Consider the following 24255-nt stretch of genomic DNA (forward strand, 5'->3'; position numbering starts at 1 on the left):
GTCAGGCCCGGGCGCCGGGCAAGGGGGAGGCCGGTGGATCAGCGGGACCGGCTGTCGTGCCCTCCAGCCGCCCGGCAGCGTTGGAGGCGGGCGGGCGTGCGTCCCGGGGCGGAGCTGCCGTGGACGCGCGGACGACGAGGTCGATCGGCGGGTCGTACGCAGGCGGCAGGTCCGCGTCCGGTTCCTCGATCGCCCGCACCAGGAGCCGGATGCCCTCCTGCGCCACGGCGTCGAACGGCTGCCGGACCGTGGTCAGCGGTGGGGTCATGTAGGCGGCCACGGGGATGTCGTCGAAACCCACCACGCTGATGTCGTCCGGCACGCGCAGCCCGGCCTCCGTCAGGGCACGGACGACGCCGATGGCCATGTCGTCGTTGGCGGCGAAGACGGCGGTGCAGTCACCGCGCGCGGCGAGCTCGCGGCCCACCGCGTATCCGGACGCGGCCGACCAGTCGCCGTGCAGCACGGGCGGCGGCGCGATGCCGCGTGCGGCGAGGGCACCGCGCCAGCCCTCCAGCCGGTCCCGCGCGGCGAACCACCGCTGCGGGCCGGCGAGGTGGTGGACCGTCGCGTGCCCGAGGTCCAGCAGATGCTCGGTGGCCGTGCGGGCGAGGAGTCCGGCGCCGACGCCCCTGGTCATGGTGCGGGCACCGCCGAAGGCCGCCGGTGCGCCGAGCACGAGGACGGGCACGTCGACACTGAGGGAGACCGGCCCCTCGTCGATCGGCTCGGACACGACGATGCCGTCCACGCCCTGTTCCAGCAGCGACTCCACCGCGCCGGCCATCCCGCCCGGGTCGCCTTCGAGTGTGTTGACGACCCGGAGCGCGTAACCGGCGTCCCGCGCGGCCCGCTCGATGCCGATCAGCAGCGACGCGGGGCCGTAGAGGGCGGTTCCCAGGGTGATCACGCCGATGGAACGGGTTCGCCCGGAGGCCAGGGCCCGGGCCGCGCTGTTCAGCCGGTAGCCGAGTTCCCCGGCCGCCGCGAGCACCCTTCGGCGTACGTCCTCGGAGACGTAGCGCTCTCCGTTGAGGACGCGTGACACCGTCTTCTGCGAAACCCCGGCCAGCCGGGCCACGTCCACCCCACGCGGCGCGCCGCCCCCGGCCCGTCCTCCCACTCGCGTCACCCTCACTCCCCCGTGTCCGGCGGTCGCACCACGACCGCTCACGCCCAGCGTTCCACACCCCCGCACGCACCTGCCCGCCCGGTGCGTCACCTCCTCGAACGACCGCAGGCCCGGGGCCCCCGGCGATCGGCCGCGCCGCCCCGTTCGGCCGGAAGCGGATGAGCACCGCGAAACGCCGCCGTGGTCCTTCACGGCCCTCCCGGGAAGGACGACCATGCCGTGTCATGGACATCTTGCTCGTCGCCAGCGCGTTCAACAGCCTGTCCCAGCGTGTGTTCGCCGAACTGTCGGACGAGGGGCACGACGTGGACGTCGTGCTCGCCTCGCACGGCCCCGACGCCGTCCGGGACGCCGTACGCGAGACAGGCCCGGAGCTGATCGTCGCCCCGATGCTGAAGTCGGCCCTGCCGGAGGACGTGTGGCGGGAGCACACCTGCCTGATCGTGCACCCCGGGCCACCCGGCGACCGGGGCCCGTCGGCGCTGGACTGGGCGATCGCCGAGGAGGTCTCCGAGTGGGGCGTCACGGTGCTGCAGGCCGAGGCGGCCATGGACGCCGGGGACGTGTGGGCGGACGGCACCTTCCCGGTGCCCCCGGCGGGCAAGAGCGACGTGTACCGCAACGAGCTGGCGGACGCCGCCACGGCCGCCGTGCTGCTGGCCGTACGGCGCTACGCCGACGGGTCCTACAAACCGCGTGCGCAGAGCGAAGGCGGGATCCACGTGGTGTGGCGGGACTTCTTCCGCCAGGAGCAGCGGCGGATCGACTGGGAGAACGACGACACGGCGACGGTGCTGCGCAAGCTCCGCGGGGCCGACTCGCAGCCCGGCGTCCGGGACGAGATCTGCGGCCGGGAGGTGTTCCTGCACGGCGGTCACCCCGAGGACCGGTTGCGCGGGGAGCCCGGTGAGCTGCTCGCGACCCGGGCCGGCGCGGTCTGCCGGGCCACCCGGGACGGCGCGGTGTGGATCCCGGAACTGCGTCCCCGCAAGAGCTCCGGTGACCCGGCGCCGTTCCGCCGCCCCGCGGCCTCGGTGCTCGCCGGTTTCCCCGCCCCGCCCGGCAGCGGGCCGGGCATGCCGGGTTCGCACGACCGTCCGTACTGGCTGCCCGAGATCGCGGTCCCGCTCGAACTGCCGCCCGACCGCACCACCTGGACCGACATCCGCTACCGGCAGCGCGGCCCCGTCGGCTTTCTGACCTTCTCGTTCCCCGGCGGGGCCATGAGCACCACCCACTGCCGCAGGCTGCTCGCCGCCTGGCGCTACGCCCTCACCCGCCCCACCTCGGTGCTGGTGCTCGGCGGCGCCCCGGACTTCTTCTCCAACGGCATCCACCTCAACGTCATCGAGGCGGCGAGCGACCCGGCGGGCGAGTCCTGGTCCAACCTCAACGCCATGAACGACCTGGTCGAGGCCGTGCTGCGGACCACCGACCGGCTGGTGGTGGCGGCCCTCGGCGGCAACGCCGCGGCCGGGGGGGTCATGCTCGCGCTGGCCGCCGACGAGGTCTGGTGCCGCACGGGCGGCGTCCTCAACCCGCACTACCGGAACATGGGCCTGTACGGGTCGGAGTTCTGGACGTACTCGCTGCCCCGCCGGGCGGGCGCCGAGACCGCAGAGCGACTGACCAGCGAGGCGCTGCCGGTGAGTGCCGCGACCGCCGAGCGGCTCGGACTCGTGGACCGTCTGGTGCCGGTCGCGGCCCGGGACTTCGCCACCGAGGTCGAGCGGCTGGCCGCCGACCTGGCCGGTGATCCCGACCTCCCCGGCCGTATCACCGCCAAGGCCACGGCGCGGCACGCGGACGAGCTCCAGCGGCCCCTCGCCGAATACCGGCGGGACGAACTCGCCCGGATGCGCGCCGTCTTCTTCGACCGCGAGGCGCCGTACCACGCGCTGCGCTCCGCGTTCGTCCGCAAGCTCCCGAGCGGCCCCGCCCGGCCGCTGACCGCGGGAGCGGCGCGGTGAGCGCCCGGCTGCTCGTGGCGGGCGTCGGCAACATCTTCCTCGCGGACGACGCCTTCGGTCCCGAGGTGATCCGCGCCCTGGACGCGCGCCCGCTGCCGCCGGAGGTACGGGTGCGGGACTTCGGCATCCGCGGCATGGACCTGGCGTACGAGCTGCTCGACGGCTACGACACGGCCGTCCTGGTCGACGCGGCCGTACGGGGTCACGAGCCGGGCACGCTGTCGCTGATCGAGCCGGACCCGCCCGGCGGATCCGCCGCGGGCGCCCCGCCCGAGGCACACGGCATGGACCCGGCGAAGGTCCTCGCCCTGGCCGCCCACCTGGGCGACGAGCCGCTCCCCCGCGTCCTGGTGCTGGCCTGCGAACCGGAGCTGCGGGCGCCCGCCGACGAGGACATCGCCCCGGGCGTCAGCGCGACGGTGAAGGAGGCGGTGGGGCGGGCCGTCGAGGCGCTGCACACGATGGTGCCGGTGCTGCTGACCGACCCCGGGGCCATGCCCCCGTTGAGCCGCCCGGACGAATCCGCCGCCCTGTCGTCGGCCGGGCTGCCGGGCGCGGTGAGCGGCGGCGCGGAGGATCGCTAGCGGAACGATTCGACTACCGAACCGCGAGGAGCGGCCCTCATGTGCGATTCCGTGGACGAGGTCACCCAGGCCGTCCTGGCGAAGAACGACTCCCTGGCCGCGGGCCTGCGTGCGGAGCTGGCCCGGCGCGCAGTGAGCGTGGTCAACCTGCTGTCCAGCCCGGGCAGCGGCAAGACGGAGCTGCTCGGCCGGGTGCTGGCCAGGGCGGTGGAGCGGGGCCTTCCGGTGGCCGCGCTCACCGCCGACCTGGCGACCGAGAACGACGCGGAGCGCCTGGCGCGTTCGGGAGCCCCGGTGAAGCAGCTGCTGACGGACGGGCTGTGTCATCTGGAGGCGCGGCAGCTGCGCGGCCACGTCGAGAGCTGGCTGCCCGAGGGGGCCTCGCTGCTCTTCGTGGAGAACGTCGGCAACCTCGTCTGTCCCGCGTCCTACGACCTCGGCGAGCGGCTGCGGATCGTGCTCATGGCGGTGACGGAGGGCGAGGACAAGCCCCTGAAGTACCCCACCGCGTTCGGATCCGCCCACTTGGTCGTGCTGACGAAGACGGACCTGTCCGGGCCGGCCGGGTTCGACGAGGCCGCCTTCGAGACGAACGTCCGGCGGGTCAACCCGGGGGTGGAGGTGGTGCGCTCGTGCGCCCGCACCGGCGCCGGCGTCGACACCCTGCTGGAGCGGGTGCTCGCCGTCCGGGACGGTGCCCCCGTCCACCGGCCGCCCCTGGCTCCCCGGCCGCACACCCACACCCACTCCTCCGAAGGCGCCGAAGCCGGCCTCGTCTCGTGACGGCGCCCGTCACCAGGGCGGTACGCCGTCGCGTCACCGTGCGCGGCACCGTGCAGGGCGTGGGCTTCCGCCCGTTCGTGCACCGCCTCGCCACCGAGCTCACCCTGGCGGGTTTCGTGAGTAACACGGCGAGCGGCGTCCTGATCGAGGTGGAGGGCCCGCCGGAGGGCGTCGCCGGCTTCTGCGACCGGCTGGCGAAGGAACCTCCCCCGCTGGCCACCATCACCGGCGTGGGGTTCGAGGAGCTGCCCGCGACGGGCGCCGACGACACGTTCGGCATCCGCTCCACCGACCGCTCCCCCGGCAGCACCCTCCTCCCACCCGACACGGCGACCTGCCCGGACTGCCTGCGGGAGCTGGGCGATCCGGCCGATCGCCGGCACCGTCACCCGTTCGTCACCTGCACCCACTGCGGCCCCCGCTTCACCATCGCCACGGGCATGCCGTACGACCGGGCGGTCACGACCATGAGCGGTTTCCCGATGTGCGCGGCGTGCTCCCGTGAGTACGGCGATCCCCTCGACCGCCGCTTCCACGCCCAGCCGGTGGCCTGCCCCGACTGCGGCCCCCGGCTCCGCCTGGTGCCCGCCTCCGGGAGCGGGGTCCGCCCGGCTCGGGACGCCGAAGCCCTGGCATCGGCACGCGCGCTGCTGGCGGCCGGGCGGATCGTCGCCGTCAAGGGGCTCGGGGGCTACCACCTGGCCTGCGACGCCGGAGACGCACGCGCCGTCGACACCCTGCGCACCCGCAAGGCACGCGGCGGCAAGCCGTTCGCGGTGATGTGCGCCGACCTCGACGAGGTACGGCACGTCGCCCGGCTCTCCTCGTCCGAACGGGCCGCGCTCACCGGCCCCCACCGCCCCATCGTCCTGCTGCGCCGGCACCGAGAGGCGAACGGCCTCGCGCCCGGCGTCTGCCCCGGCAGCCCGCACCTCGGCGTGATGCTGCCCTACACGCCCGTGCACACCCTGCTGTTCGGCCTGCCCGGTGATCCGCCCGGCCCACGCGTGCTGGTCATGACCAGTGGCAACCGCTCCGGGGAGCCGATCGTCACGGACGACGACGAGGCGCTGGACCGGCTCGCCGGGCTGGCCGACGCCTGGCTCGCCCACGACCGGCCCATCGCCTCCCCCTGCGACGACTCCCTGCTGCGCGTACGCCCCGACGGCACCGAGCAGGTGCTGCGCCGGTCCCGGGGGTTCGTGCCCCGGCCGCTGCGACTGCCGGTGCCGGTGCGGCCCGCTCTCGCCGTGGGCGGTGACCTGAAGAACGCCCTGTGCCTCGGCGCGGGCGACCAGGCCTGGTTCGGCCCGCACATCGGCGACATGGGCGACCTGAGCACCCTGGAGGCGGCCCGGCGGGCGGACGCGCACCTGCGGGTCCTCACCGGCGTGAGCCCCGAGCTGGTCGCCGCCGACCGGCACCCCGGGTACCACTCCACACGGTGGGCCACGCGACTGGCCGGGCGCGCCCCCGTGCTGGTCCAGCACCATCACGCGCACATCGCCTCCGCCATGGCCGGGCACGGCCTCGACGGCACCACCCCCGTGATCGGCGTCGCCTTCGACGGCACGGGCTACGGCGACGACGGCACCGTCTGGGGCGGCGAGATCCTGCTCGCCGACTACACCGGCTTCCGCCGCTACGCCCGCCTCTCCCCCGCCCCGCTGCCCGGCGGTGACGCGGGCGTCGCCAACCCGTGCCGCCTGGCCCTGGCCCGGCTGTGGGCGGCCGGACTGCCGTGGGACGCGGACCTGCCGTGCGTGAGCGCCTGCGCGGCTCAAGAACGGGAGGTTCTTCAGCGGCAGTTGACCGGCGGACTGGCCTGCGTGCCGACCTCCAGCATGGGCCGGCTCTTCGACGCCGTGTCGTCGCTCGTGGACGTCTGCCATCGTGCGGGGTACGAGGCGCAGGCCGCGCTGGAGCTGGAGGCCGCCGCCGCTTCGGCGTGGGACGCCGACCCGTCGGCGTACGCCTTCGCCGGAGATCTCGACCCGGCACCCGTACTCGCCGCACTGATCACCGACCTGCGGCGCGGCACCCCGGCCGCCGTGCTCGCGGCCCGTTTCCACCGTGCCGTGGCGCGGGCGGTGGCGGAGATCTGCCGGCGGGCGCGTCGGGACACCGGCCTGGCCACCGTCGCGCTCAGCGGCGGGGTGTTCGCCAACGCGCTGCTGGAGGAGGAGTGCGCGCGGCTGCTGTCCGACAACGGCTTCGCGGTGCTCCGCCACGGCGAAGTCCCGCCGAACGACGGCGGGCTGGCCCTCGGCCAGCTGGTGGTCGCGGCACACCTACGACAGGAGGAGTGACCCATGTGTTTGGCAGTGCCCGGCAAGGTCGTGTCCATCGACGACAGCGCCGACCCGCTCACCGGACTGATCGACTTCGGCGGCGTGCAGAAACAGGCGTGCCTGGAGTACGTGTCCGACGTGAAGGTGGGTGAGTACGTCATCGTGCACGTCGGTTTCGCGCTGCAGCGTCTGGATGAGGAGTCGGCCCTGGCCTCCCTGAAGCTGTTCGAGGAACTGGGGCTGCTGGAGGAGGAGTTCGGGGACGCCTGGGAGCAGGCGGCCAAGGAGGCGGGCGCCGCCGCGGTGACGGAGCCCCAGGACAGCGGGAGTGAGGCCCGGTGAAGTACATCGACGAGTTCAACGACCCCCAGCTGGCCCGGCGTCTGCTGGACGAGATCCGCGCCACCGCCACCCGGCCCTGGGCCCTGATGGAGGTGTGCGGCGGCCAGACCCACTCGATCATCCGGCACGGAATCGACCAACTGCTGCCCGAACAGGTTGAGTTGATTCACGGTCCCGGTTGCCCGGTGTGTGTCACGCCGCTGGAGGTCATCGACAAGGCGCTGGAGATCGCCGCGCGGCCCGGGGTGATCTTCTGTTCCTTCGGCGACATGCTGCGGGTGCCGGGCACCGACCGCGACCTGTTCCGGGTCAAGGGCGAGGGCGGCGACGTACGCGTGGTGTACTCGCCGCTGGACGCCCTGGAGCTGGCCCGCCGCAACCCGGACCGGGAGGTGGTGTTCTTCGCGATCGGCTTCGAGACCACCGCTCCGGCCAACGCGATGGCCGTGCACCAGGCGCGCCGGCTCGGCCTGTCCAACTTCAGTCTGCTGGTGTCGCATGTACGGGTGCCCCCGGCCGTCGAGGCGATCATGACGGCGCCGGAGTGCCGGGTGCAGGGCTTCCTGGCCGCCGGGCACGTGTGCAGTGTGATGGGGATGGCCGAGTACCCGGAGCTGGCCGAGCGGTTCAAGGTGCCGATGGTGGTGACCGGCTTCGAGCCGCTGGACATCCTGGAAGGCATCCGCCGGGCCGTACGCCAGCTGGAGCGCGGTGAGCACCGGGTGGAGAACGCCTACCCGCGGGCCGTGCGCGAGGAGGGCAACCCGGCCGCGGTGCGCATGATCGAGGAGGTCTTCGAGGTCACCGACCGCAACTGGCGCGGCATCGGGCGGATCCCGGCCAGCGGCTGGCGGCTGACCGACGCCTTCCGCGCGTACGACGCGGAGCACCGCTTCGACGTGAGCGGGATCCGTACCGAGGAGCCCGCCGAGTGCCGGGCGGGCGAGGTGCTCCAGGGCCTGATCAAGCCGACCGAGTGCGCCGCGTTCGGCACGACCTGCACTCCGCGCACCCCGCTCGGCGCCACCATGGTCTCCAGCGAGGGCGCCTGCGCGGCCTACTACCTCTACCGGCGCATGAACGCCCCGGCCCCGCAGTCCGCCGGGGCCGCTCCGCAGGAGGAGGTGACCCCCGTTGCCTGAGCACGTCACCGACGTGGTCGACCCGGCCAACTGGACCTGCCCCGCCCCGCTGCGTGACCAAGGGGTCGTCGTGATGGGGCACGGCGGCGGGGGCGCGCTGTCGGCGGAGCTGATGGAGCAGGTCTTCACCCCCGCCTACGGCAACGCCACCCTGTCCGGTCTCGCCGACTCCGCCGTTCTCGAACTGGGCGGCGCGCGGCTGGCCTTCTCCACCGACTCCTACGTGGTCCGGCCGCTGTTCTTCCCCGGCGGCTGTCTGGGCGACCTCGCGGTCAACGGCACCGTCAACGACCTCGCGATGAGCGGCGCGCGGCCCGCGTACCTCTCCGCCGCCTTCATCCTGGAGGAGGGCGTGGAGCTGACGGTGGTCGAGCGGATCGCGCGCTCGATGGGGGCGGCCGCCGAGGCCGCCGGGGTCACGATCGCCACGGGCGACACCAAGGTGGTGGAGTCGGGGCACGGCGACGGGGTGTACGTCACCACCGCCGGGGTGGGGGTCGTACCCGGCGGAGTGGACATCCGGCCCCAGCGCGCCCGGCCCGGGGACGCGGTCATCGTCAGCGGGCCGATCGGGCTGCACGGCGTGGCGATCATGAGCGTGCGTGAAGGCCTGGAGTTCGGGGTGGAGGTCGCCAGCGACACCGCGCCGCTGGCGGATCTCGTGGCGGCCATGCTGGCCGTCACCCCGGACATCCACGTGCTGCGCGACCCCACCAGGGGCGGCCTGGGCGCGTCCCTCAACGAGATCGCCCGTGCCTCGGGGACCGGGGTCCGGTTGCGGGAACGGGCGATCCCGGTGCCGGACGCGGTGGCGAACGCCTGCGGGTTCCTCGGGCTCGATCCGCTGTACGTCGCCAACGAGGGACGGCTGGTCGCGTTCGTGCCGCCGGCCCGGGTGGAGGAGGTGCTGGCGGCCATGCGGGCCCACCCGCAGGGCGCCGGGGCGACGCTGATCGGCGAGTGCGTCGCCGAGCATCCCGGGATGGTGGTGGTCGCCACCGGGCTCGGCGGGACGCGGGTGGTGGATCTGCCGCTCGGGGAGCAGCTGCCGCGCATCTGCTGAGCGACGGACAGAGCCAGGGGCCCCGCCGAGCCGTCGGCGGGGCCCCTCACCCGTTCACTGTGCCGGTGCCGGCTCGATCCCGGCGATCTCCAGCTCACGGCCGCTGCGCAGGTCGCTGGAGGGCTTCTCGCAGCGCGGGCACCAGAAGAACGGGGGCAGACCCACCGCGAACTCCTCGGCGCACGCGCCGCACCAGGCCTGTGCGGGGATCTGCTCGACGACCAGCCGTGCGCCGGCGAGGGAGGTGCCGTCGCGGGCCACCTCGAAGGCGAAATCCAGGGCGTCGGGGACGACACCCGCCAGCTCGCCGACCCGGACGGTCACCTTCGAGACGGCGTCCGTCCCGTCCGCCCGGGCCAGCTCGCCGGCCCGCTCGACGATCGCCGTCGCGATCGACAGTTCGTGCACGGCCCGCTCACGGGTAGCGGTGGCCGGCGCGGAATCCGCCCGCCATCCGCCAGATCCGCGCCTCGCGCCTCAGGCTGGGCCACTCCCAGCACAGCAGGGCCAGGACCGCGCCGCCCACCAGGACGGCCTCGGTCTTCAGCACCCGCTGCCCGCTCATCCCGCCCCGCCTGCGCATGACGGTTCTGCGTACTCGTTTCATTGCGGCGACTCCCTGCTCGTTCGCGTCACGGTGTGTCATCCCGGCGAGATGTTCGGCATGGTCTCGGCGAGCGCGTCATGCCGCTTCCAGTGGATCCCGGTGGAGCGGCGCGCGTCGGCGGTGCCGTCCGCGTGGTGCCCCTTCTGCTCGGCGCGCGGTCCCTTGTTGCCCTGGTGCATCCCGGCGACGTGCCGGGGGGTGTCGGGCTTGGCCTGGGGCCGGCCCACTCTGATGCTGCCCATGGGGTGCTCTCCTTCCTCGCCTCCGACCTGCGGAGTGCGTGGCTATGGCCGCTCGGTGAGGTCCTCGAAGAACTGCCGGACGGCCGGCCAGACCCGGCCGCCGCCGGACAGGCCGCGCCACTCCCGGCGTACGACGGCGACCATCCGGTAGCAGTCGTCGATCGGCACGATCCAGTGGTGGTCGAGGCCGTGGACGGTGTTCACCAGCAGGGCCTCCACATCGGGTTCCACGGTCGCGAGCGGTGGACACGTCCCGGCCACCTTCTGCCAGGCCGCGGCGTCCACCTCCCAGCGCATGGCTCCCGCCGGGCTCGGGCCCTCGGCGGTGACGGTGCCGTCGGCCCGGGGCACGAAGAAGACCAGGCCGACGGGTACGCCCAGCGCGGCCGTGTCCACCTCGGGCAGCCGGACCCGGCGCCGGGGCACGAGCCGGTACTGGCTCTCCCCCGCCGCCGCGTCGGCGAACAGCACGGAGCAGGGGCCGCAGGCGCAGCGCACCTCCTCCTGCCCGGTGTCGTACAGGTGGGCGTGCTCGCCGGCGACCGGCGCGGCGCACAGGTCGCACACTTCCTTCTCGGCGGCCGCGGTGCGGTCGGCCGAGGAGCGGATGAGGCGGGCCAGTGCGCCGTCGGTGGTCACGGTGCGCCCCGGTGCGTCAGCGTGGTCAGGGGGACGAAGGCGGGGGGCGTCTCGGTCAAGGACTCCACCGCCGTCAGCTCGGGGGCCGCGGCGAGGACCGCCGCGCGGACCACGTCGGTGACCTCCGATCCCCCGCTGCCGCAGCCGGATCCGCATCCGCCCTTCGTCAGACGGACCCGGGCGACCTGCCCTTCGACCCCGGCCCACTCCACGTCGCCGCCGCGTTCCTGCACGGCGGGCCGCAGCCGTTCGACCGCGCGGGCCGCCCGGCGTTCGGCGGGCTCGGGGTGGATGTCGTGCAGCACCATGAGGTGCCCGAGCAGCTCGTCGTCGGCGAGCCGCTCGGCCAGTGCCTCGTCGGCCTGGTCCAGGACGCGGGCCAGGGCCTCGCCGTAGACCTCGGTCAGCAGGGCCACCGCCTCGGTCGCGGAGCGGGTCGTCGGGCCGGCGACGGCCTCGAGGCTTTCCAGCGCCTGGTCGAGCCGGGCGAGCCGGGCCTCGACGTCCGGGTCGGCCAGCCGTGCGCCGGCGGCCTCAGCCATGGTTCGCCCCGTACGTCGGCGAGTGCAGGGTCGTCAGTGTCTTGCCCTTGCCGACGTACATGTGCACACCGCAGGGCAGACACGGGTCGAAGCTGCGGACCGTGCGCATGATGTCGACGCCCTTGAAGTCGTCCGGCCCGTTCTCCTCGAAGATGGGCTGGCCCTGGACGGCGTCCTCGTAGGGGCCGGGGGTGCCGAACTTGTCGCGCGGGCTGGCGTTCCACGGGGTGGGCGGGTACGGGTGGTAGTTGGCGATCTTCTTGTCCTTGATCACCAGGTGGTGGGAGAGGACGCCGCGCACCGCCTCGTGGAAGCCGCAGCCGATCGCCTCGTCGGGCACCTCGTAGTTCTCGAACACCTTGGTCTCGCCCGCGCGCACCATGCCCATGGCCTCTTCGAGGAACTGCAGGGCCATGGCGGCCGCGTAGGCGATGAAGTAGGGCCGGGCGCGGTCGCGTTCGATGGTGTTGCTCCACTGCGGGATGCGCCACTCCAGGGTGGTCTCCGGCAGCGACTCGCCCTTGGGCAGGGAGATGCGCACACTGTGGCCGGTGGCCTTGACGTACGGGGTGTCGACCAGGCCGCTCAGCGCCGTCGACCACAGGCGGGCGAGGGGGCCGCCGCCGGTGTCGAGGGCGAGGTGGTCGCCGGTGCGCTGGTCGAACCAGCGGGGGCTCATCACCCAGCTGTACTTGTCGTCGAAATTACGCTTCTGCGGCACCGGGACGGTGGTCTGGTTCCACGGGTGGCGCATGTCGACGGGGTTGCCGAGCGGGTCGTGGGTGACGAACGGCTCCTCGTTGACCCAGTCCTCGTAGTAGGAGCTGCCGAGCATGATGCGCAGGCCGAGGTTGATGTCGACGAGGTTGTTGGTGACCAGCTCGCCGTCGACGATGATCCCGGGGGTGACGTACATGTCCTTGCCCCAGGAGTTCATGTTCTCGTAGCGGTAGTCGACGGTCTGGGGGTTCTGGAAGGCGCCCCAGCAGCCGAGCAGCGTGCGGCGGCGGCCGACCTCCTCGTAGCCGGGCAGCGCCTCGTAGAAGAAGTCGAAGACGTCGTCGTTCATGGCGACGGCCTTCTTCACGAAGTCGATGACCCGCATGAGGCGCGCGAGGTAGTCGGTGAAGACGGTGGGCTGCGGCATCGTGCCGACGCCGCCCGGGTACAGCGTGGAGGGGTGGACGTGCCGTCCCTCCATCAGGCAGAACATCTCGCGGGTGACCCGGCTGACCTTCAGGGCCTCCTTGTAGACCTCGCCCTCGAAGGGGTTGAAGGCCTTCATGATGTCGGCGATCGTCCGGTAGCCGTGGATCTCTCCGCGGGGTGCCTCGGTGCGTTCGGCGCGGGCCAGGACACCGGGGTTGGTGGCCTTGACCATCGCCTCGCAGAAGTCCACAAAGACCAGGTTGTCCTGGAAGATCGTGTGGTCGAACATGTACTCGGCGGCCTCGCCGAGGTTGACGATGTGCTCGGCCAGCGGGGGCGGCTTGACGCCGTAGGCCATCTGCTGGGCGTAGTCGGAGCAGGTGGTGTGGTTGTCGCCGCAGATGCCGCAGATCCGGGACGTGATGAAGCCCGCGTCGCGCGGGTCCTTGCCCTTCATGAACACCGAGTAGCCGCGGAACAGCGACGAGGTGCTGTGGCATTCGACGACTTCCCGGTTGGCGAAGTCGATCTTCGTGTAGATGCCCAGGTTCCCGATGATCCGTGTGATCGGATCCCAGGACATGTCCACGAGCTGTGGTGGCTTGCGGTCCGTGGGCCTGGCCTCGGTGGTGGTCATCTGCGGTACTGCCCCTCGCTGTCGGTGGTGTGTGGGGTGGTGGGCTTGCTGCGGGGAAGCCTCATCAGGCGCGCCAGTGGGGGTCGTAACCGCTGGTCAGCTTGCGCTGGTTGTGGCGCCACCTGGGCTCGTGGTTGACGAGCTCGTTGGTCATGCCGCGCAGTCGGCGCACGACGGCCCCGTAGGGCTTGATGACCAGGGACGACAGGGTGCTGCCCGGGGGCTCGTCCATGAACGGCATGAACGCGTCCGGGAAGCCGGGCATCGTGCAGCCGATGCAGATGCCACCGACGTTGGGGCAGCCGCCGATGCCGCCCATCCAGCCGCGCTTGGGCACGTTGCAGTTGACGACCGGACCCCAGCAGCCCGTCTTCACGAGGCACTTGGGCGAGTTGTAGTCCGCGGCGAAGTTGGCCTGCTCGTAGTACGAGCCGCGGTCGCAGCCCTCGTGGACCGTCTTCCCGAACAGCCACTGCGGGCGCAGCATGTGGTCCAGCGGCGGCGGGGGCGCGGAGCCGGCCGCGTGGTAGAGGACCCAGATCAGGGTCTCCATGAAGTTCTCGGGCTGGATCGGGCAGCCGGGCACGTTGACGACGGGCAGGCCGGCCTGGGAGGTGTAGTCCCAGCCCAGGTAGTCGGCGAGGCCCATGCAGCCGGTCGGGTTGCCGGACATGGCGTGGATGCCGCCGAAGGTGGCGCAGGTGCCGGCGGCGACCACCGCCCAGGCCTTGGGGGCCAGTTGGTCGATCCACCAGTTGAGGGTCTGCGGCTCGCCGGTCTCCGGGTCGTTGCCGAAGGACGTCCAGTAGCCGTCGCCCTCGATGATGTTCTGGTTGGGGATCGAGCCCTCGATGACGAGGATGAACGGGCCCAGCTCGCCGCGTACGGCGGCCCGGTAGGGCGCGAGGAAGTCCTCGCCGCCCAGACTGGGCGAGAGCACCTTGTTGACCAGGTTCACCTTGGGCAGGCCCGGGATCAGCCCGAGCACCAGGTCCTCGATGGAGGGCTGGTCGGCGGCGGTGAGGGAGACGGTGTCGCCGTCACAGCTCATGCCCTCCGAGATCCAGAGGATGTGGATCTCGTCGATGCCCTGCCGGACCTCGGACCGTTCGGGTTCCTTGCTGACTTCTTCGGTGCTGCTGTGAGTGGTCATGTCACTCGGCCTCCGCTGCGGGGGTCTCGGAGTCGGACGTGTGCCGCGCAGGAGCTGCGGCGGGAGCCGGTGCCGACGGCTCGTCCGGGGATCCGGCGGGCTCGAGGGGTTCGAGCTCGTCGGGCCGGAAGTAGTGGAAGCGGCCGTACCAGTGGTTCAGTTCGGCGGCCGGGTCGTCGTCGAGGGTGACGGCGAGGTGCACGCTGCCGTCCACGTCGTGGAAGACGGCGGCGACCTCGGCGGTCCGCCCGGCCAGGAACATGTCCTGGGCGTCGGCGCCGCGTCCCCGGGGGCGCAGCCGCACGCGGCTGCCGCCGCCGAGCCGGACACCGTCGACGAGCACGGTGTCGGTGGCCGGGGAGAGACCGTCGTCGGCACCCTCCTGCCACCAGGCTGGGCGGCCGGCGGGCGCCGTGGGGGTGGCGGTGGCCGGGAAAGGGCCGGCGGGCGCCGTGGGAGTGACGGTGGCGGGGAAAGGGTCGGCGGGCGCCGTGGCGGTGGCCGGTGTCAGGGAGCGGACGGCGCCGTGCAGCCGTTCGAAGACCTCCTGCGGCATGCTGTCGACGCGGTCGAGGATCGCCGCCGCCCGCGGGTCGGTGGCCCGCGCCTCGCGCTTCTCCTCATCGGTCAGCAGCATCGTGCGCAAGGTGAGGATCTCGTCGATCTCCGCCGCGTCGTGCAGGTCGCCCGGGCTTTCGGGGGCCACTTGAGGGTGGTCGGGCAGGATGATCGGCGCGGACAGCAGGACGGGTCCGGTGTTCCCGTCCTCGCCGCCGAGCACCGGGAAGGTGAACTCGTTGCGGCACGCGCGCACGGATGCCTGCAGGCCGGCGGGTGGGTCGATCAGCGAGACGAACTCCACCCCGTCGCCGCCGACGAGGGTGTGGGTGGCGATGAGGGCCCGGCGCAGGGCCTCGTCGCGCGCGGTGCCCGGTCGGGGTGCGGGCGCGGTGTTCGCGGTGCGTACGCGGATCCGGCAGAGGTCCTCGGAGAGCCGCTCGGCGGTGAGGGTGGTCTCGGCCCGGATCTCCTCCCGGCTGCGCACCACCCGCCCCGTACCGTCGGACAGCGCCTCGACGTTCTCGCCCGCCGCGGCACCCACGGCGACGGTACGTCCGTCCCGGAGGAGTTCGTCGAGCGGTACCTCCACCTCGCACTCTCGCGGCAGGGCCTCGTCGAAGGTCAGATGCACCGTGCCGTCGTCGCCGTGCAGCGACTCGACGGGACGGCCTTCTTCCTCCACCTGCTTGCGCTGCATCTGGAGGTAGCGGACCCGCACGCGTACGCGGGCGCCGTCCGGCTGACGGATCCGCAGCAGGCACTCGGTCTGCTGGTACCAGGAGTCGGCGGAGCCGGAGACACCGGGGCGGACGGGGCCGTCCGCCTCCACCCAGTCGCGGGGGAACAGCACGCCGAACTGCCAGCGGACGCGGTTCTTCGTGGAGGAGCGGCGGTAGGGGTAGAGGAGGTAGCCCTCGTAGAGGACCGCGTCTGCGACGGCGCTGAGCTGCTCGAAGACGTCCGGGGACGGGCGCGCGCCGACCATCGTGGCCGCGCCCTTCGCGCCGCCCTCGACCAGTGCCTCCGCCATTGCGTCTCCTCGTCCCTGTGTGCGAGCGGTCCCCGCGTGCAAGCGGTCCGTGTGTGCACGCGGTCCCTGTGTGCACACGCATCCCTTCCACCACCGTCACACCGCTCATCCACGTTCGCCTCCTCCGGCGCAGTGTGATTGGGCTGTTCGGGGTGGTCACCCGCCGCTGACCGCGGCGGTCACCGCATCGGAGGCGGCACGGTCCATCCGGGTGGAGCAGGGCGAACGGGGTGACCGGGCGGCAGGACGGAACTCCTCAGTGGCCACGGGGCGTTCTTCCTGAGCCGGTGGATCGTCCGGATGGCACACGTCACCCGCACGAACCGGCGCATCACGGGAAGGCGTCACCTCATGGACCAGCCGACACATCGCCCCCGCCTCACCACCGGCCCCGCCGTCACGACGCTGGCCGACCCCCTGGTCAACAAGGGCACCGCCTTCAGCCGGCGCGAACGCGAGGAGCTGGGTATCGACGGACTGCTGCCACCCGCGGTGGAGACCCTGGACGAGCAGGTCGCCCGTGCCTACGAGGCGTTCCACGGCTACGACAAACCCCTCAACCGGCACATCTACCTGCGGCAGCTCCAGGACACCAACGAGGTGCTCTTCTACCGCCTGGTCACCGACTATCTGGAAGAGCTGCTGCCCGTGGTCTACACGCCCACGGTGGGTGAGGCCTGCCGGCGCTTCAGCGAGATCTACCGGCGGCCCCGCGGCCTGTTCCTGACCTGGGAGGACCGCCACCGCTTCCGGGACATCCTGCGCAACCGCCCGCACCGGGACCACGACGTGGACGTCATCGTCGTCACCGACGGCCAGCGCATCCTCGGCCTGGGCGACCAGGGCGTCGGCGGCATGGGCATCCCCGTCGGCAAGCTCAGTCTCTACACGGCGATCGGCGGCATCCACCCGGCCCGCACGCTGCCGATCCTGCTGGACGTCGGCACCGACAACGAGACCCTGCTCGACAACCCCCGCTACCTGGGCCGGCGCGCCCGGCGGCTGACCGGCGCCGAGTACGACGAGATGATCGAGGCGTTCGTCTCGGCGGTCGAGGCGGAACTCCCCGGGACGCTGCTGCAGTGGGAGGACTTCGCCACCGCCCACGCCCACCCGATCCTCGCCCGCTACCGTGACCGGCTGCTCACCTTCAACGACGACATCCAGGGCACCGCGGCCGTCACGCTCGGTGCCCTGTCCACCGCGGCGGACGTGGCCGGCACCCCGCTGTCGGAGCAGCGTGTGGTGATCCTGGGCGCCGGATCGGCCGCCATCGGCGTCGCCGACATGATCCGTACCGCCATGGTCGACGAGGGACTTCCGGAGGACGAGGCCACGGCGCGATTCTGGATCCTCGACGTCGACGGACTGCTGGTCTCCTCGCGTTCCGAACTGAGCCCGCAACAGCGGGTGTTCGCGCGTGACGACAGCGAGGTGACCGACTGGGACGGCACCGGCCTGGCCGAGGTGGTGCGCCGCGTGGAGCCGACGGCGCTCATCGGGCTGTCGACGGCGCACGGCGCCTTCACCGAGGAGATCGTGCGGCAGATGGCGTCGACTTGCGAACGGCCCGTGGTCTTCCCGTTGTCCAACCCCACCTCGCACTCCGAGGCCGACCCCGCGGACCTCACCCGCTGGACCGACGGGCGGGCGCTGATCGCCACCGGTTCACCCTTCCCGCCGCTGAACGTCGACGGGCGCGAGGTCCCCGTGGCGCAGTCGAACAACGTGTACGTCTTCCCGGCGATGGGCCTCGCGGTGACCGCGAGTGGGGCCACCAGGGTCACGGACCGCATGCTCGTGGCCGCGGCCCGGGCCGTCGCGCGGTGCGCGGTGCGGGCCGCGGAGGGCGACGACCTCCCCGTGCCACTGCTGCCGCCGCTGACCGGGATGCGGGAGTCCGCCCGCGAGATCGCGCTGGCCGCGGCCCTCGCCGCCGTCGAGGACGGGGTGGCCCCGCAGGCGACGGAGGAGGACCTGAGCGAGGCCGTCGCCCGGGCGCAGTGGACGCCCCGCTACGAGGACTAGGTGTATTGGTCACGAGCGTTGTTGACGCGGGGCGGGCTTGATCATGGCGAAGGCCCCCGTGTGTGGTGGAGGTGTCGAATCCTCACCGCGCGGAGGCCTTCGTGTCCCAGCGAGAACGGACTCATCGACCGTTCCGGCCGCCCCCGCACGACACCACACCGCGGCCGCCACCGAGGCGCATGTCTGCCGACTGCGGCAGGACCGCAAACTCGGTCCCGCACGGCTCGGGCCGATCCTGGGCCTGGCAGCCTCGACCGTGCACCGCATCCTCACCCGGCACGGCCTGAACCGCCTGGCCTTCTTGGACCGGCCCACGGACGCGGCGATCCCCTCGGGCATCCTGCCGCGACGGTGAGGCGGCACGAGGGGCCGCCGAGCCACTCCTCGCGCCGCCTCGCCCTGCCCCTCACCCGACCCGGATACCCACGATGCACGTGTCGTCGTCGGTGTCCGACTTGCTGTAGGTCAGCAGGCGGTCCAACTGCTGGTCGAGGGTGCTCGGCGCCGCGCGGGCTGTGGTCAGGAGGTGGGTCAGGGACTCCTCCACCGGCCGGTCACGGCGTTCCACCAGACCGTCCGTGTACATCAACAGGGTGTCTTCCGGGGCCAGTTGCAGCTCCGTCTCCTCGTAGACGGCCTCGGGGACGGCCCCCAGCAGCAGGCCCTTGACCAGAGGCAGGGGAGCGGCTTCGGCGCCCCGGACGAGCACCGGCGGCAGGTGACCCGCCCGGGCCCAGCGCAGTGTCCGTCGGACGGGGTCGTACAGACCGCACACGGCGGTCGCGGTCACGGCACCCGTCAGATGGTGCGCCACGATGTTGAGCCACGACAGCAACTGCGCCGGCCCGGCGCCGGTCACCGCCAGACCGCGCAACGCGTTGCGCAGCACGACCATGCTGGTGGCGGCCTCTATGCCGTGGCCGGCCACGTCCCCGACGCACAGCAACACCTGCCGGGACGGCAGCACGACGGTGTCGTACCAGTCCCCGCCCACCAGTTGCTCGGTCTCCGCCGGCCGGTAGCGCACGGCGACCTGGAGGCCGGACACCTGGAGCGGGGCCTGGGTGGGGGGCATGATGGCGTGCTGCAGCTGCAGGGTCAGCCGGTTGCGTTCGGTGGCCTGCTGCTCGGTGTGGGCCAGCTGGTCGCGGGTGGCGGCGAGCGCCACCTCGGTCCAGTGCTGGGCCGAGATGTCCTGGCAGGCGCCGCGCACGAGGAGCAGCCGGTCGTCCGTGTCGAGGACCGGTTCGGCGACGATCCGGATGTGACGGGTCACCCCGTCCGGCCGCTGCAGCCGGAAGGCGGCGGCCGCCGGCCGCTGGTGGTGCAGCAGCGTGCGCAGGAAACGGCGGATGGAGACGCCGTCGTCCGGGTGCGCATGGGCCGGCAGCTCTTCCAGCGGCACCGGGGTGCTCGTCTGCGGACGCCCGTACAGGTCGAAGAGCTGCCCGTTCCAGGTGATCTCGCCGGTGAGCACGTTCTCCTCGAACCCGCCGATACGGCCCAGCCGCTGGGCGTGCTGGAGGAGGCTCGCCAGCCGTGCCGTCTCGTCCTCGATGCGCCAGATCAAGAGGACGGACATGCCGTGGCGGCTGATGCTGATGTCCGCGACCGCCGAGAGGGGGACCTGGTCGACGAGCGCGGTGAGGTTCATGCGGCGGGCCCGGAAGGGCTCACCGGTGGCGTAGACCCGCTCGACGCGCTGGAACAACTCGCTGTCCCCGGCGGCCATCGGGTAGGCCTCCAGGAGCAGCGCGCCGTTCACGACCGCCCGCGGCCTGCCGGCCGGGTCCAGGAAGCGGTTGTTCGCGTGCTGGATGCGGAAGTCCACCAGGTGCCCGTCACCGTCCAGGTGGGGCACCAGGACCAGGGCGGGGTCGTACAAGCCGTCGGCCAGGTCCATCAGCTCGGCGGCGTCCGGCAGTACGCGCGGCTCCTGGGCGGCTCCGTGCGGCGGTGCGTACGTCTCCAAGGTGTGGGCGCACAGTTCGGCCAGCGCCTCCATCTGCCGGACGATCTGCGGCGGCTGCGGCGGCTGCGGGGTCGGCCAGGCGATCTCCAGCACGCCGTGGATGCGGCCCCCGGTGCCGGCGGGCAGGGCGGCCCGGCCGCCGTCCGGATGGTGGTGCAGGCCGATGGTGGGCAGTCCGGTCGCGCCGAGGGTGGTGATCCACTGCCCCTCGCGCTCGATGAGTCCCCGTCGCGCCAAGGTCACCACGTCCGGCGGGACGTAGCGCCAGCGCTCCGCCTCGGCCGGTGAGAAACCGGCGCTGCCCGCCAGGGTGAGCGAACCGTCGGCTCCCGCGGCCCATATGGCCACGGCCACCGCGCCGAGCGGTCGCAGCGCCTGCTCCAGCAGGGCGTCCGCCACGGCCTGGGCGTCGTCCGCCGCCAGGACCCCGCTCTCCGCCGCGCGCAGGCGTACGGCGGCCGACTCGGTCTCCGCCTCGTCGGCGGCCCTGGTGGCGGCGAGGAAGGCGTCCGTCACCTCGGACATCCGGTCCCGGGCCGCCTGATTGATGACGTCGACGGCGAGTTCCAGGGGGGTCACCTGGGCCTGCTCGGCCAGTTGGGTGAGCTGGCGGGCGGCCTGGGCGGGGCCGCACTGCAGCCGCTCGACCAGGACGCCCTTGGCGAGCTCGATCAGGGCCCGCCCCTCGGCCTCCGCCTGGGCGGCCCGCACCTCCCGGCTGAGCCGTTCCACGGTGGCGGCGAGCCGGCCCACCGGAGAGGCGGGTGAGAGGTCTTCGAGGCCGGCGGGCGGCTCCTCGCGGGACTCCGGCGCGTGGTCGGTGTACTGCGGCGGCCCGCCGAGGGTCGTGTGTTCGTCGGAGGAATCGGATGCCCCGCCCCTGGCCGGGGAGGACGCGTCGGAGGTCACCGACGGCAGCGAGGACTCCGGATCTGCGGCCGAGCCGCGCTTCGGCTCGCCGTCACCCGGCTCGCGCGGCTGCTCGGACATGCTCACGGTGTTCAAGCTCCTCGGCTGGAGTGCCCTGAGGCACGGAAGGACAGGCGCTGCCGGGCGCCCGGCCCGCCGGTGTGCGGGTCGGGCGCCGGGGTGCTCATACGGGCAGCCAGCGGCGGACGCAGGCCATGAGGTCGCGCGTGTCGACGGGCTTCGTGACGTAGTCGCTGGCACCCGAGGCGAGGCTCTTGTCCCTGTCTCCCGGCATCGCCTTCGCGGTGACGGCGATGATGGGCAGGTCGGCGTACTGCGGCATGCGGCGGATCTCGGCCGTCGCGGTGTAGCCGTCCATCTCCGGCATCATCACGTCCATCAGCACCAGGGCGATGTCGGGGTTGTTCACCAGCGTCTCGATGCCTCTGCGCCCGTTCTCGGCGTGCAGCACGCGGAAGCCGTGGAGCTCCAGGATCCCGCTCAGCGCGAAGAGGTTCCGCGCGTCGTCGTCGACGACGAGAACGGTGCGGCCGGCCGACGCGTCGTGGACGGCGGGCGGCGCCACGTGCTGCGGCCCCTCGGTCCGGACGAGGGAGAGCACGTCCCCGGGTTCCTCCGCGGACAGGTGCAGGGCGATGCGCTCGCGCAGTTCGTCGAGGCTGGACAGCAGCTCCAGTGCGCCGCCCTCGGAACGGGAACGCAGCGTCTCGTCCAGGGGCACGTCCGTGGGGTGGCTGCTGTGCACCAGCACCGGGACGCTCGTCAGCGCCGAGTCGCCCTCCAGGGCCTGGAGGAAGCGGGACGCCTCGTCGTCGGGCATGCCCAGTTCCAGGACGACGCAGTGGCACGGCTCGGATGCCAGGGCTCCGGCCGCCTCCTGTGCGCCGACGGCGGTGATGATGTCGACCGCGGGACGCTGAGCGCCGTCGGAGCGGCCGTGGGTCAGGTCGGCGACGACGCTCTCCGCGACGAGTGTCAGCAGTCCGCGCGACCGCTCCTCCACGACGAGCAGACGCCGGGGCCGGGGGCCGGGCCCGATCTGGGGCACCGGCACCGAACCGGTCAGTCCCTCCGGCACGGGTTCCGCCGAGGCCCGCTCCAGCGTCCTGCCGGAATGCAGCAGTTCCTCGAAGTCGGGGCGTGCCACGGGCAGGAACAACGTGAACGTGCTGCCCTGGCCGGGCGTGCTGTGCACCGAGACGGCGCCGCCGAGCAGTTGGGCGATCTCCCGCGTGATGGACAGGCCGAGGCCCGTGCCGCCGTACTTGCGGCTGGTCGTGCCGTCGGCCTGCTGGAAGGCACCGAAGATCGTCTCCAGGTGCTGCTCCGGGATGCCGATGCCGGTGTCCTTGACGCGGAAGGCCACCACGGAGGCGCCCCGCACCACGCCTTCGGGCACCTCGTCGTCGTCGGCGGGCTCGATGCTCAGTTCCACGCCGCCCTGCTCGGTGAACTTCACGGCGTTCGACAGGAGGTTGCGCAGCACCTGGCGCAGCCGGGAGTCGTCCGTGAGCACGTCGGCCGGCGCACCGGGCGCGGTCGTCACCGTGAACTCGAGGCTCTTCTGCGTCGTCATCGGCCGGAAGGTGGCCTCGACGTACTCGATGAGCTGTCGCAGGGTCACCCGTTCGGGCGTGACGTCCATCTTCCCGGCCTCGACCTTCGACAGGTCGAGGATGTCGTTGATCAGCTGCAGCAGATCCGAACCCGCGGAGTGGATGATCTGCGCGTACTCGACCTGCTTGGGCGTGAGGTTGCGAGACGGGTTCTGCGCGAGCAACTGGGCGAGGATGAGCAGGCTGTTGAGCGGGGTGCGCAGTTCGTGGCTCATGTTGGCCAGGAACTCCGACTTGTACTTCGAGGCCAGCGACAGCTGCTGGGCACGGGTCTCCAGCTCCTGGCGCGCCTGCTCGATCTGCAGGTTCTTCGCCTCGATGTCCCGGTTCTGCGCCACCAGCAGCGAGGCCTTCTCCTCCAGTTCCGCGTTGGAGCGCTGCAGTTCCTCCTGCTGCACCTGCAACTCGGTGGAGCGGGCCTGGAGTTCGACGGTGAGGCGCTGCGACTCGACGAGCAGCTCGTCGGTGCGGGCGTTGGCCACGATGGTGTTGACGTTGACGCCGATGGTCTCCATCAGCTGCGCCAGGAAGTCCCGGTGGATCTGGGTGAAGCGGGTGACCGACGCCAGCTCGATGACGCCGAGGACCTGGCCCTCCACCACGATGGGCAGCAGCACCAGCGCGGACGGCACGACCTCGCCGAGGCCCGAGGAGATGGTGACGTAGCCGTCCGGCAGCTCCTCGACCATGATGGTGCGCCGACTGCGCGCCGCCTGTCCGACCAGGGTGCGGCCGAAGGCGATGCGGGAGGGGCGGCTGCTTTCCTCCGGGTAGCCGTAGGAGCCCACGAGCCGCAGTTCGGGTCCGTCGTCGCCGTCCTCGGCGAGGTAGAAGGCTCCGTACTGGGCCGACACCAGCGGGACCAGCTCGTCCATGATCAGCTCGGCGACCACGGGCAGGTCGCGGTGGCCCTGCATCAGGCTCGAGATCCTGGCGAGGTTCGTCTTGAGCCAGTCCTGCTCCTGGTTGGCCCGGGTGGTCTCGCGCAGGGACTCCACCATCGAGTTGATGTTGTCCTTGAGCTCGGCGACCTCGCCGGACGCCTCCACGTTGATCGACCGGGTCAGGTCACCCTCGGCGACGGCACTGGTGACCTCGGCGATGGCCCGCACCTGTCGGGTCAGGTTGCCTGCCAGTTCGTTGACGTTCTCCGTCAGGCGCTTCCAGGTGCCGGAGACACCCTCGACCTCGGCCTGTCCGCCGAGGCGCCCCTCCGTGCCGACCTCGCGGGCCACACGCGTGACCTCGTCCGCGAAGGCCGACAGCTGGTCGACCATCGTGTTGATGGTCGTCTTGAGTTCGAGGATCTCACCGCGGGCGTCGACGTCGATCTTCTTCGACAGGTCTCCCCTGGCCACCGCGGTCGTCACGAGGGCGATGTTGCGCACCTGGCCGGTGAGGTTGTTGGCCATCGAGTTGACGTTGTCGGTGAGGTCCTTCCAGGTGCCGGCCACGTTCGGCACGTGCGCCTGGCCGCCGAGGCGCCCCTCGGTGCCGACCTCACGGGCCACACGCGTGACCTCGTCCGCGAAGGCCGACAGCGTGTCGACCATCGTGTTGATGACCTCGGCCAGCGCCGCGACCTCGCCCGCGGCCTCCACGGTGATCCGCTGCGACAGGTCGCCGCGCGCCACGGCGGTGGCGACCTGGGCGATGGAGCGGACCTGGCCGGTCAGGTTCGACGCCATGACGTTGACGTTGTCGGTGAGGTCCTTCCAGGTCCCCGACACACCGCGCACCTGGGCCTGGCCGCCGAGGCGCCCCTCGGTGCCGACCTCGCGGGCCACACGCGTGACCTCGTCCGCGAACGCGGACAACTGGTCCACCATCGTGTTGATGGTG

General features: G+C 72.4%; 19 protein-coding genes and 1 pseudogene. 9 read left to right on the forward strand and 11 right to left on the reverse strand.

Annotated features, from left to right (window positions below):
• Position 1: 1 nt before the first annotated feature.
• Positions 2-1087 carry a LacI family DNA-binding transcriptional regulator gene (locus ADK65_RS24855; protein ID WP_078956120.1) on the reverse strand — a complete coding sequence of 362 codons (1086 nt, stop codon included), beginning with the start codon at positions 1085-1087 and terminating at the stop codon, positions 2-4.
• A gap of 269 nt (positions 1088-1356) precedes the next feature.
• Between ADK65_RS24855 and ADK65_RS24860 the strand changes: the two genes are divergently transcribed.
• From ADK65_RS24860 to hypE, 7 genes are read left to right on the forward strand one after another with little or no spacing between them, the layout of a single operon-like run.
• Positions 1357-3102, forward strand: coding sequence for an enoyl-CoA hydratase-related protein (locus ADK65_RS24860; protein WP_053672744.1), 1746 nt, complete (start codon positions 1357-1359; stop codon positions 3100-3102).
• Entirely contained in the window at positions 3099-3686 is a 588-nt protein-coding gene (locus ADK65_RS24865; RefSeq protein WP_053672746.1) for a hydrogenase maturation protease, read from the forward strand. The genes ADK65_RS24860 and ADK65_RS24865 overlap by 4 nt, the downstream gene beginning before the upstream one ends.
• Before the next feature lie 39 nt (positions 3687-3725).
• Positions 3726-4469 carry a hydrogenase nickel incorporation protein HypB gene (gene hypB / locus ADK65_RS24870; RefSeq protein WP_053672748.1) on the forward strand — a complete coding sequence of 248 codons (744 nt, stop codon included), beginning with the start codon at positions 3726-3728 and terminating at the stop codon, positions 4467-4469.
• Entirely contained in the window at positions 4466-6778 is a 2313-nt protein-coding gene (gene hypF / locus ADK65_RS24875) for a carbamoyltransferase HypF (protein ID WP_053672751.1), read from the forward strand. The genes hypB and hypF overlap by 4 nt, the downstream gene beginning before the upstream one ends.
• A gap of 3 nt (positions 6779-6781) precedes the next feature.
• A complete protein-coding gene (locus tag ADK65_RS24880; RefSeq protein WP_053672752.1) occupies positions 6782-7102 on the forward strand; it encodes a HypC/HybG/HupF family hydrogenase formation chaperone in 321 nt (106 codons plus the stop codon).
• Positions 7099-8244: a hydrogenase formation protein HypD gene (hypD, locus tag ADK65_RS24885; protein ID WP_053672754.1), complete on the forward strand. Its 1146-nt coding sequence runs from the start codon at positions 7099-7101 to the stop codon at positions 8242-8244. The genes ADK65_RS24880 and hypD overlap by 4 nt, the downstream gene beginning before the upstream one ends.
• Positions 8237-9307, forward strand: coding sequence for a hydrogenase expression/formation protein HypE (gene hypE, locus ADK65_RS24890; protein WP_053672756.1), 1071 nt, complete (start codon positions 8237-8239; stop codon positions 9305-9307). Before hypD ends, hypE begins: the two co-directional genes overlap by 8 nt.
• Positions 9308-9361: 54 nt before the next feature.
• Here hypE and hypA read toward each other — a convergent pair whose 3' ends face one another.
• From hypA to ADK65_RS24925, 8 genes are all read right to left on the reverse strand, one after another.
• Positions 9362-9715 carry a hydrogenase maturation nickel metallochaperone HypA gene (hypA, locus tag ADK65_RS24895; protein ID WP_053672758.1) on the reverse strand — a complete coding sequence of 118 codons (354 nt, stop codon included), beginning with the start codon at positions 9713-9715 and terminating at the stop codon, positions 9362-9364.
• A gap of 7 nt (positions 9716-9722) precedes the next feature.
• A complete protein-coding gene (locus ADK65_RS38615) occupies positions 9723-9914 on the reverse strand; it encodes a hypothetical protein (RefSeq protein WP_159038813.1) in 192 nt (63 codons plus the stop codon).
• Positions 9915-9949: 35 nt separating this feature from the next.
• Positions 9950-10156 carry a hypothetical protein gene (locus tag ADK65_RS24900; RefSeq protein ID WP_053672759.1) on the reverse strand — a complete coding sequence of 69 codons (207 nt, stop codon included), beginning with the start codon at positions 10154-10156 and terminating at the stop codon, positions 9950-9952.
• Positions 10157-10198: 42 nt separating this feature from the next.
• Positions 10199-10795 carry a DUF5947 family protein gene (locus ADK65_RS24905; protein ID WP_053672761.1) on the reverse strand — a complete coding sequence of 199 codons (597 nt, stop codon included), beginning with the start codon at positions 10793-10795 and terminating at the stop codon, positions 10199-10201.
• Positions 10792-11337: a NifU family protein gene (locus tag ADK65_RS24910; protein WP_053672764.1), complete on the reverse strand. Its 546-nt coding sequence runs from the start codon at positions 11335-11337 to the stop codon at positions 10792-10794. Before ADK65_RS24910 ends, ADK65_RS24905 begins: the two co-directional genes overlap by 4 nt.
• Positions 11330-13123, reverse strand: coding sequence for a nickel-dependent hydrogenase large subunit (locus tag ADK65_RS24915; RefSeq protein ID WP_053672766.1), 1794 nt, complete (start codon positions 13121-13123; stop codon positions 11330-11332). The genes ADK65_RS24910 and ADK65_RS24915 overlap by 8 nt, the downstream gene beginning before the upstream one ends.
• Before the next feature lie 64 nt (positions 13124-13187).
• Positions 13188-14276: a hydrogenase expression protein HypE gene (locus ADK65_RS24920; protein WP_053672768.1), complete on the reverse strand. Its 1089-nt coding sequence runs from the start codon at positions 14274-14276 to the stop codon at positions 13188-13190.
• A 1-nt stretch (position 14277) separates the two neighbouring features.
• On the reverse strand, positions 14278-15867 hold the full coding sequence (locus tag ADK65_RS24925; protein ID WP_053672770.1) for a hypothetical protein: 1590 nt from the start codon (positions 15865-15867) through the stop codon (positions 14278-14280).
• A gap of 351 nt (positions 15868-16218) precedes the next feature.
• Here ADK65_RS24925 and ADK65_RS24930 point away from each other — a divergent pair, with 351 nt between their 5' ends.
• The gene (locus ADK65_RS24930) at positions 16219-17895 is read left to right on the forward strand and encodes an NAD-dependent malic enzyme (protein ID WP_053672779.1); all 1677 of its coding nucleotides are present in this window, start codon (positions 16219-16221) and stop codon (positions 17893-17895) included.
• A gap of 111 nt (positions 17896-18006) precedes the next feature.
• Positions 18007-18223: pseudogene (locus ADK65_RS37395) on the forward strand (IS481 family transposase); the annotation flags it as partial.
• A gap of 78 nt (positions 18224-18301) precedes the next feature.
• Here ADK65_RS37395 and ADK65_RS24935 read toward each other — a convergent pair.
• Together ADK65_RS24935 and ADK65_RS24940 are read right to left on the reverse strand one after the other, a co-directional pair.
• Positions 18302-20863 carry a SpoIIE family protein phosphatase gene (locus ADK65_RS24935; RefSeq protein ID WP_053672772.1) on the reverse strand — a complete coding sequence of 854 codons (2562 nt, stop codon included), beginning with the start codon at positions 20861-20863 and terminating at the stop codon, positions 18302-18304.
• A 97-nt stretch (positions 20864-20960) separates the two neighbouring features.
• A partial coding sequence (locus ADK65_RS24940) for a HAMP domain-containing protein (protein WP_053672781.1) occupies positions 20961-24255 on the reverse strand: 3295 nt, incomplete at its 5' end.

The sequence above is a fragment of the Streptomyces sp. NRRL B-1140 genome (assembly GCF_001280065.1).
GTDB lineage: Bacteria > Actinomycetota > Actinomycetes > Streptomycetales > Streptomycetaceae > Streptomyces.

Excerpts from the sequence above, each read along its gene's own strand:
- ADK65_RS24860 (WP_053672744.1), top strand. The coding sequence starts at position 1,357 with ATGGACATCTTGCTCGTCGCCAGCGCGTTCAACAGCCTGTCCCAGCGT.
- ADK65_RS24920 (WP_053672768.1), bottom strand. The coding sequence starts at position 14,276 with ATGACCACTCACAGCAGCACCGAAGAAGTCAGCAAGGAACCCGAACGG.
- ADK65_RS24925 (WP_053672770.1), bottom strand. The coding sequence starts at position 15,867 with ATGGCGGAGGCACTGGTCGAGGGCGGCGCGAAGGGCGCGGCCACGATG.
- ADK65_RS24900 (WP_053672759.1), bottom strand. The coding sequence starts at position 10,156 with ATGGGCAGCATCAGAGTGGGCCGGCCCCAGGCCAAGCCCGACACCCCC.
- ADK65_RS38615 (WP_159038813.1), bottom strand. The coding sequence starts at position 9,914 with ATGAAACGAGTACGCAGAACCGTCATGCGCAGGCGGGGCGGGATGAGC.
- ADK65_RS24910 (WP_053672764.1), bottom strand. The coding sequence starts at position 11,337 with ATGGCTGAGGCCGCCGGCGCACGGCTGGCCGACCCGGACGTCGAGGCC.
- ADK65_RS24880 (WP_053672752.1), top strand. The coding sequence starts at position 6,782 with ATGTGTTTGGCAGTGCCCGGCAAGGTCGTGTCCATCGACGACAGCGCC.
- hypB (WP_053672748.1), top strand. The coding sequence starts at position 3,726 with ATGTGCGATTCCGTGGACGAGGTCACCCAGGCCGTCCTGGCGAAGAAC.
- ADK65_RS24930 (WP_053672779.1), top strand. The coding sequence starts at position 16,219 with ATGGACCAGCCGACACATCGCCCCCGCCTCACCACCGGCCCCGCCGTC.
- ADK65_RS24915 (WP_053672766.1), bottom strand. The coding sequence starts at position 13,123 with ATGACCACCACCGAGGCCAGGCCCACGGACCGCAAGCCACCACAGCTC.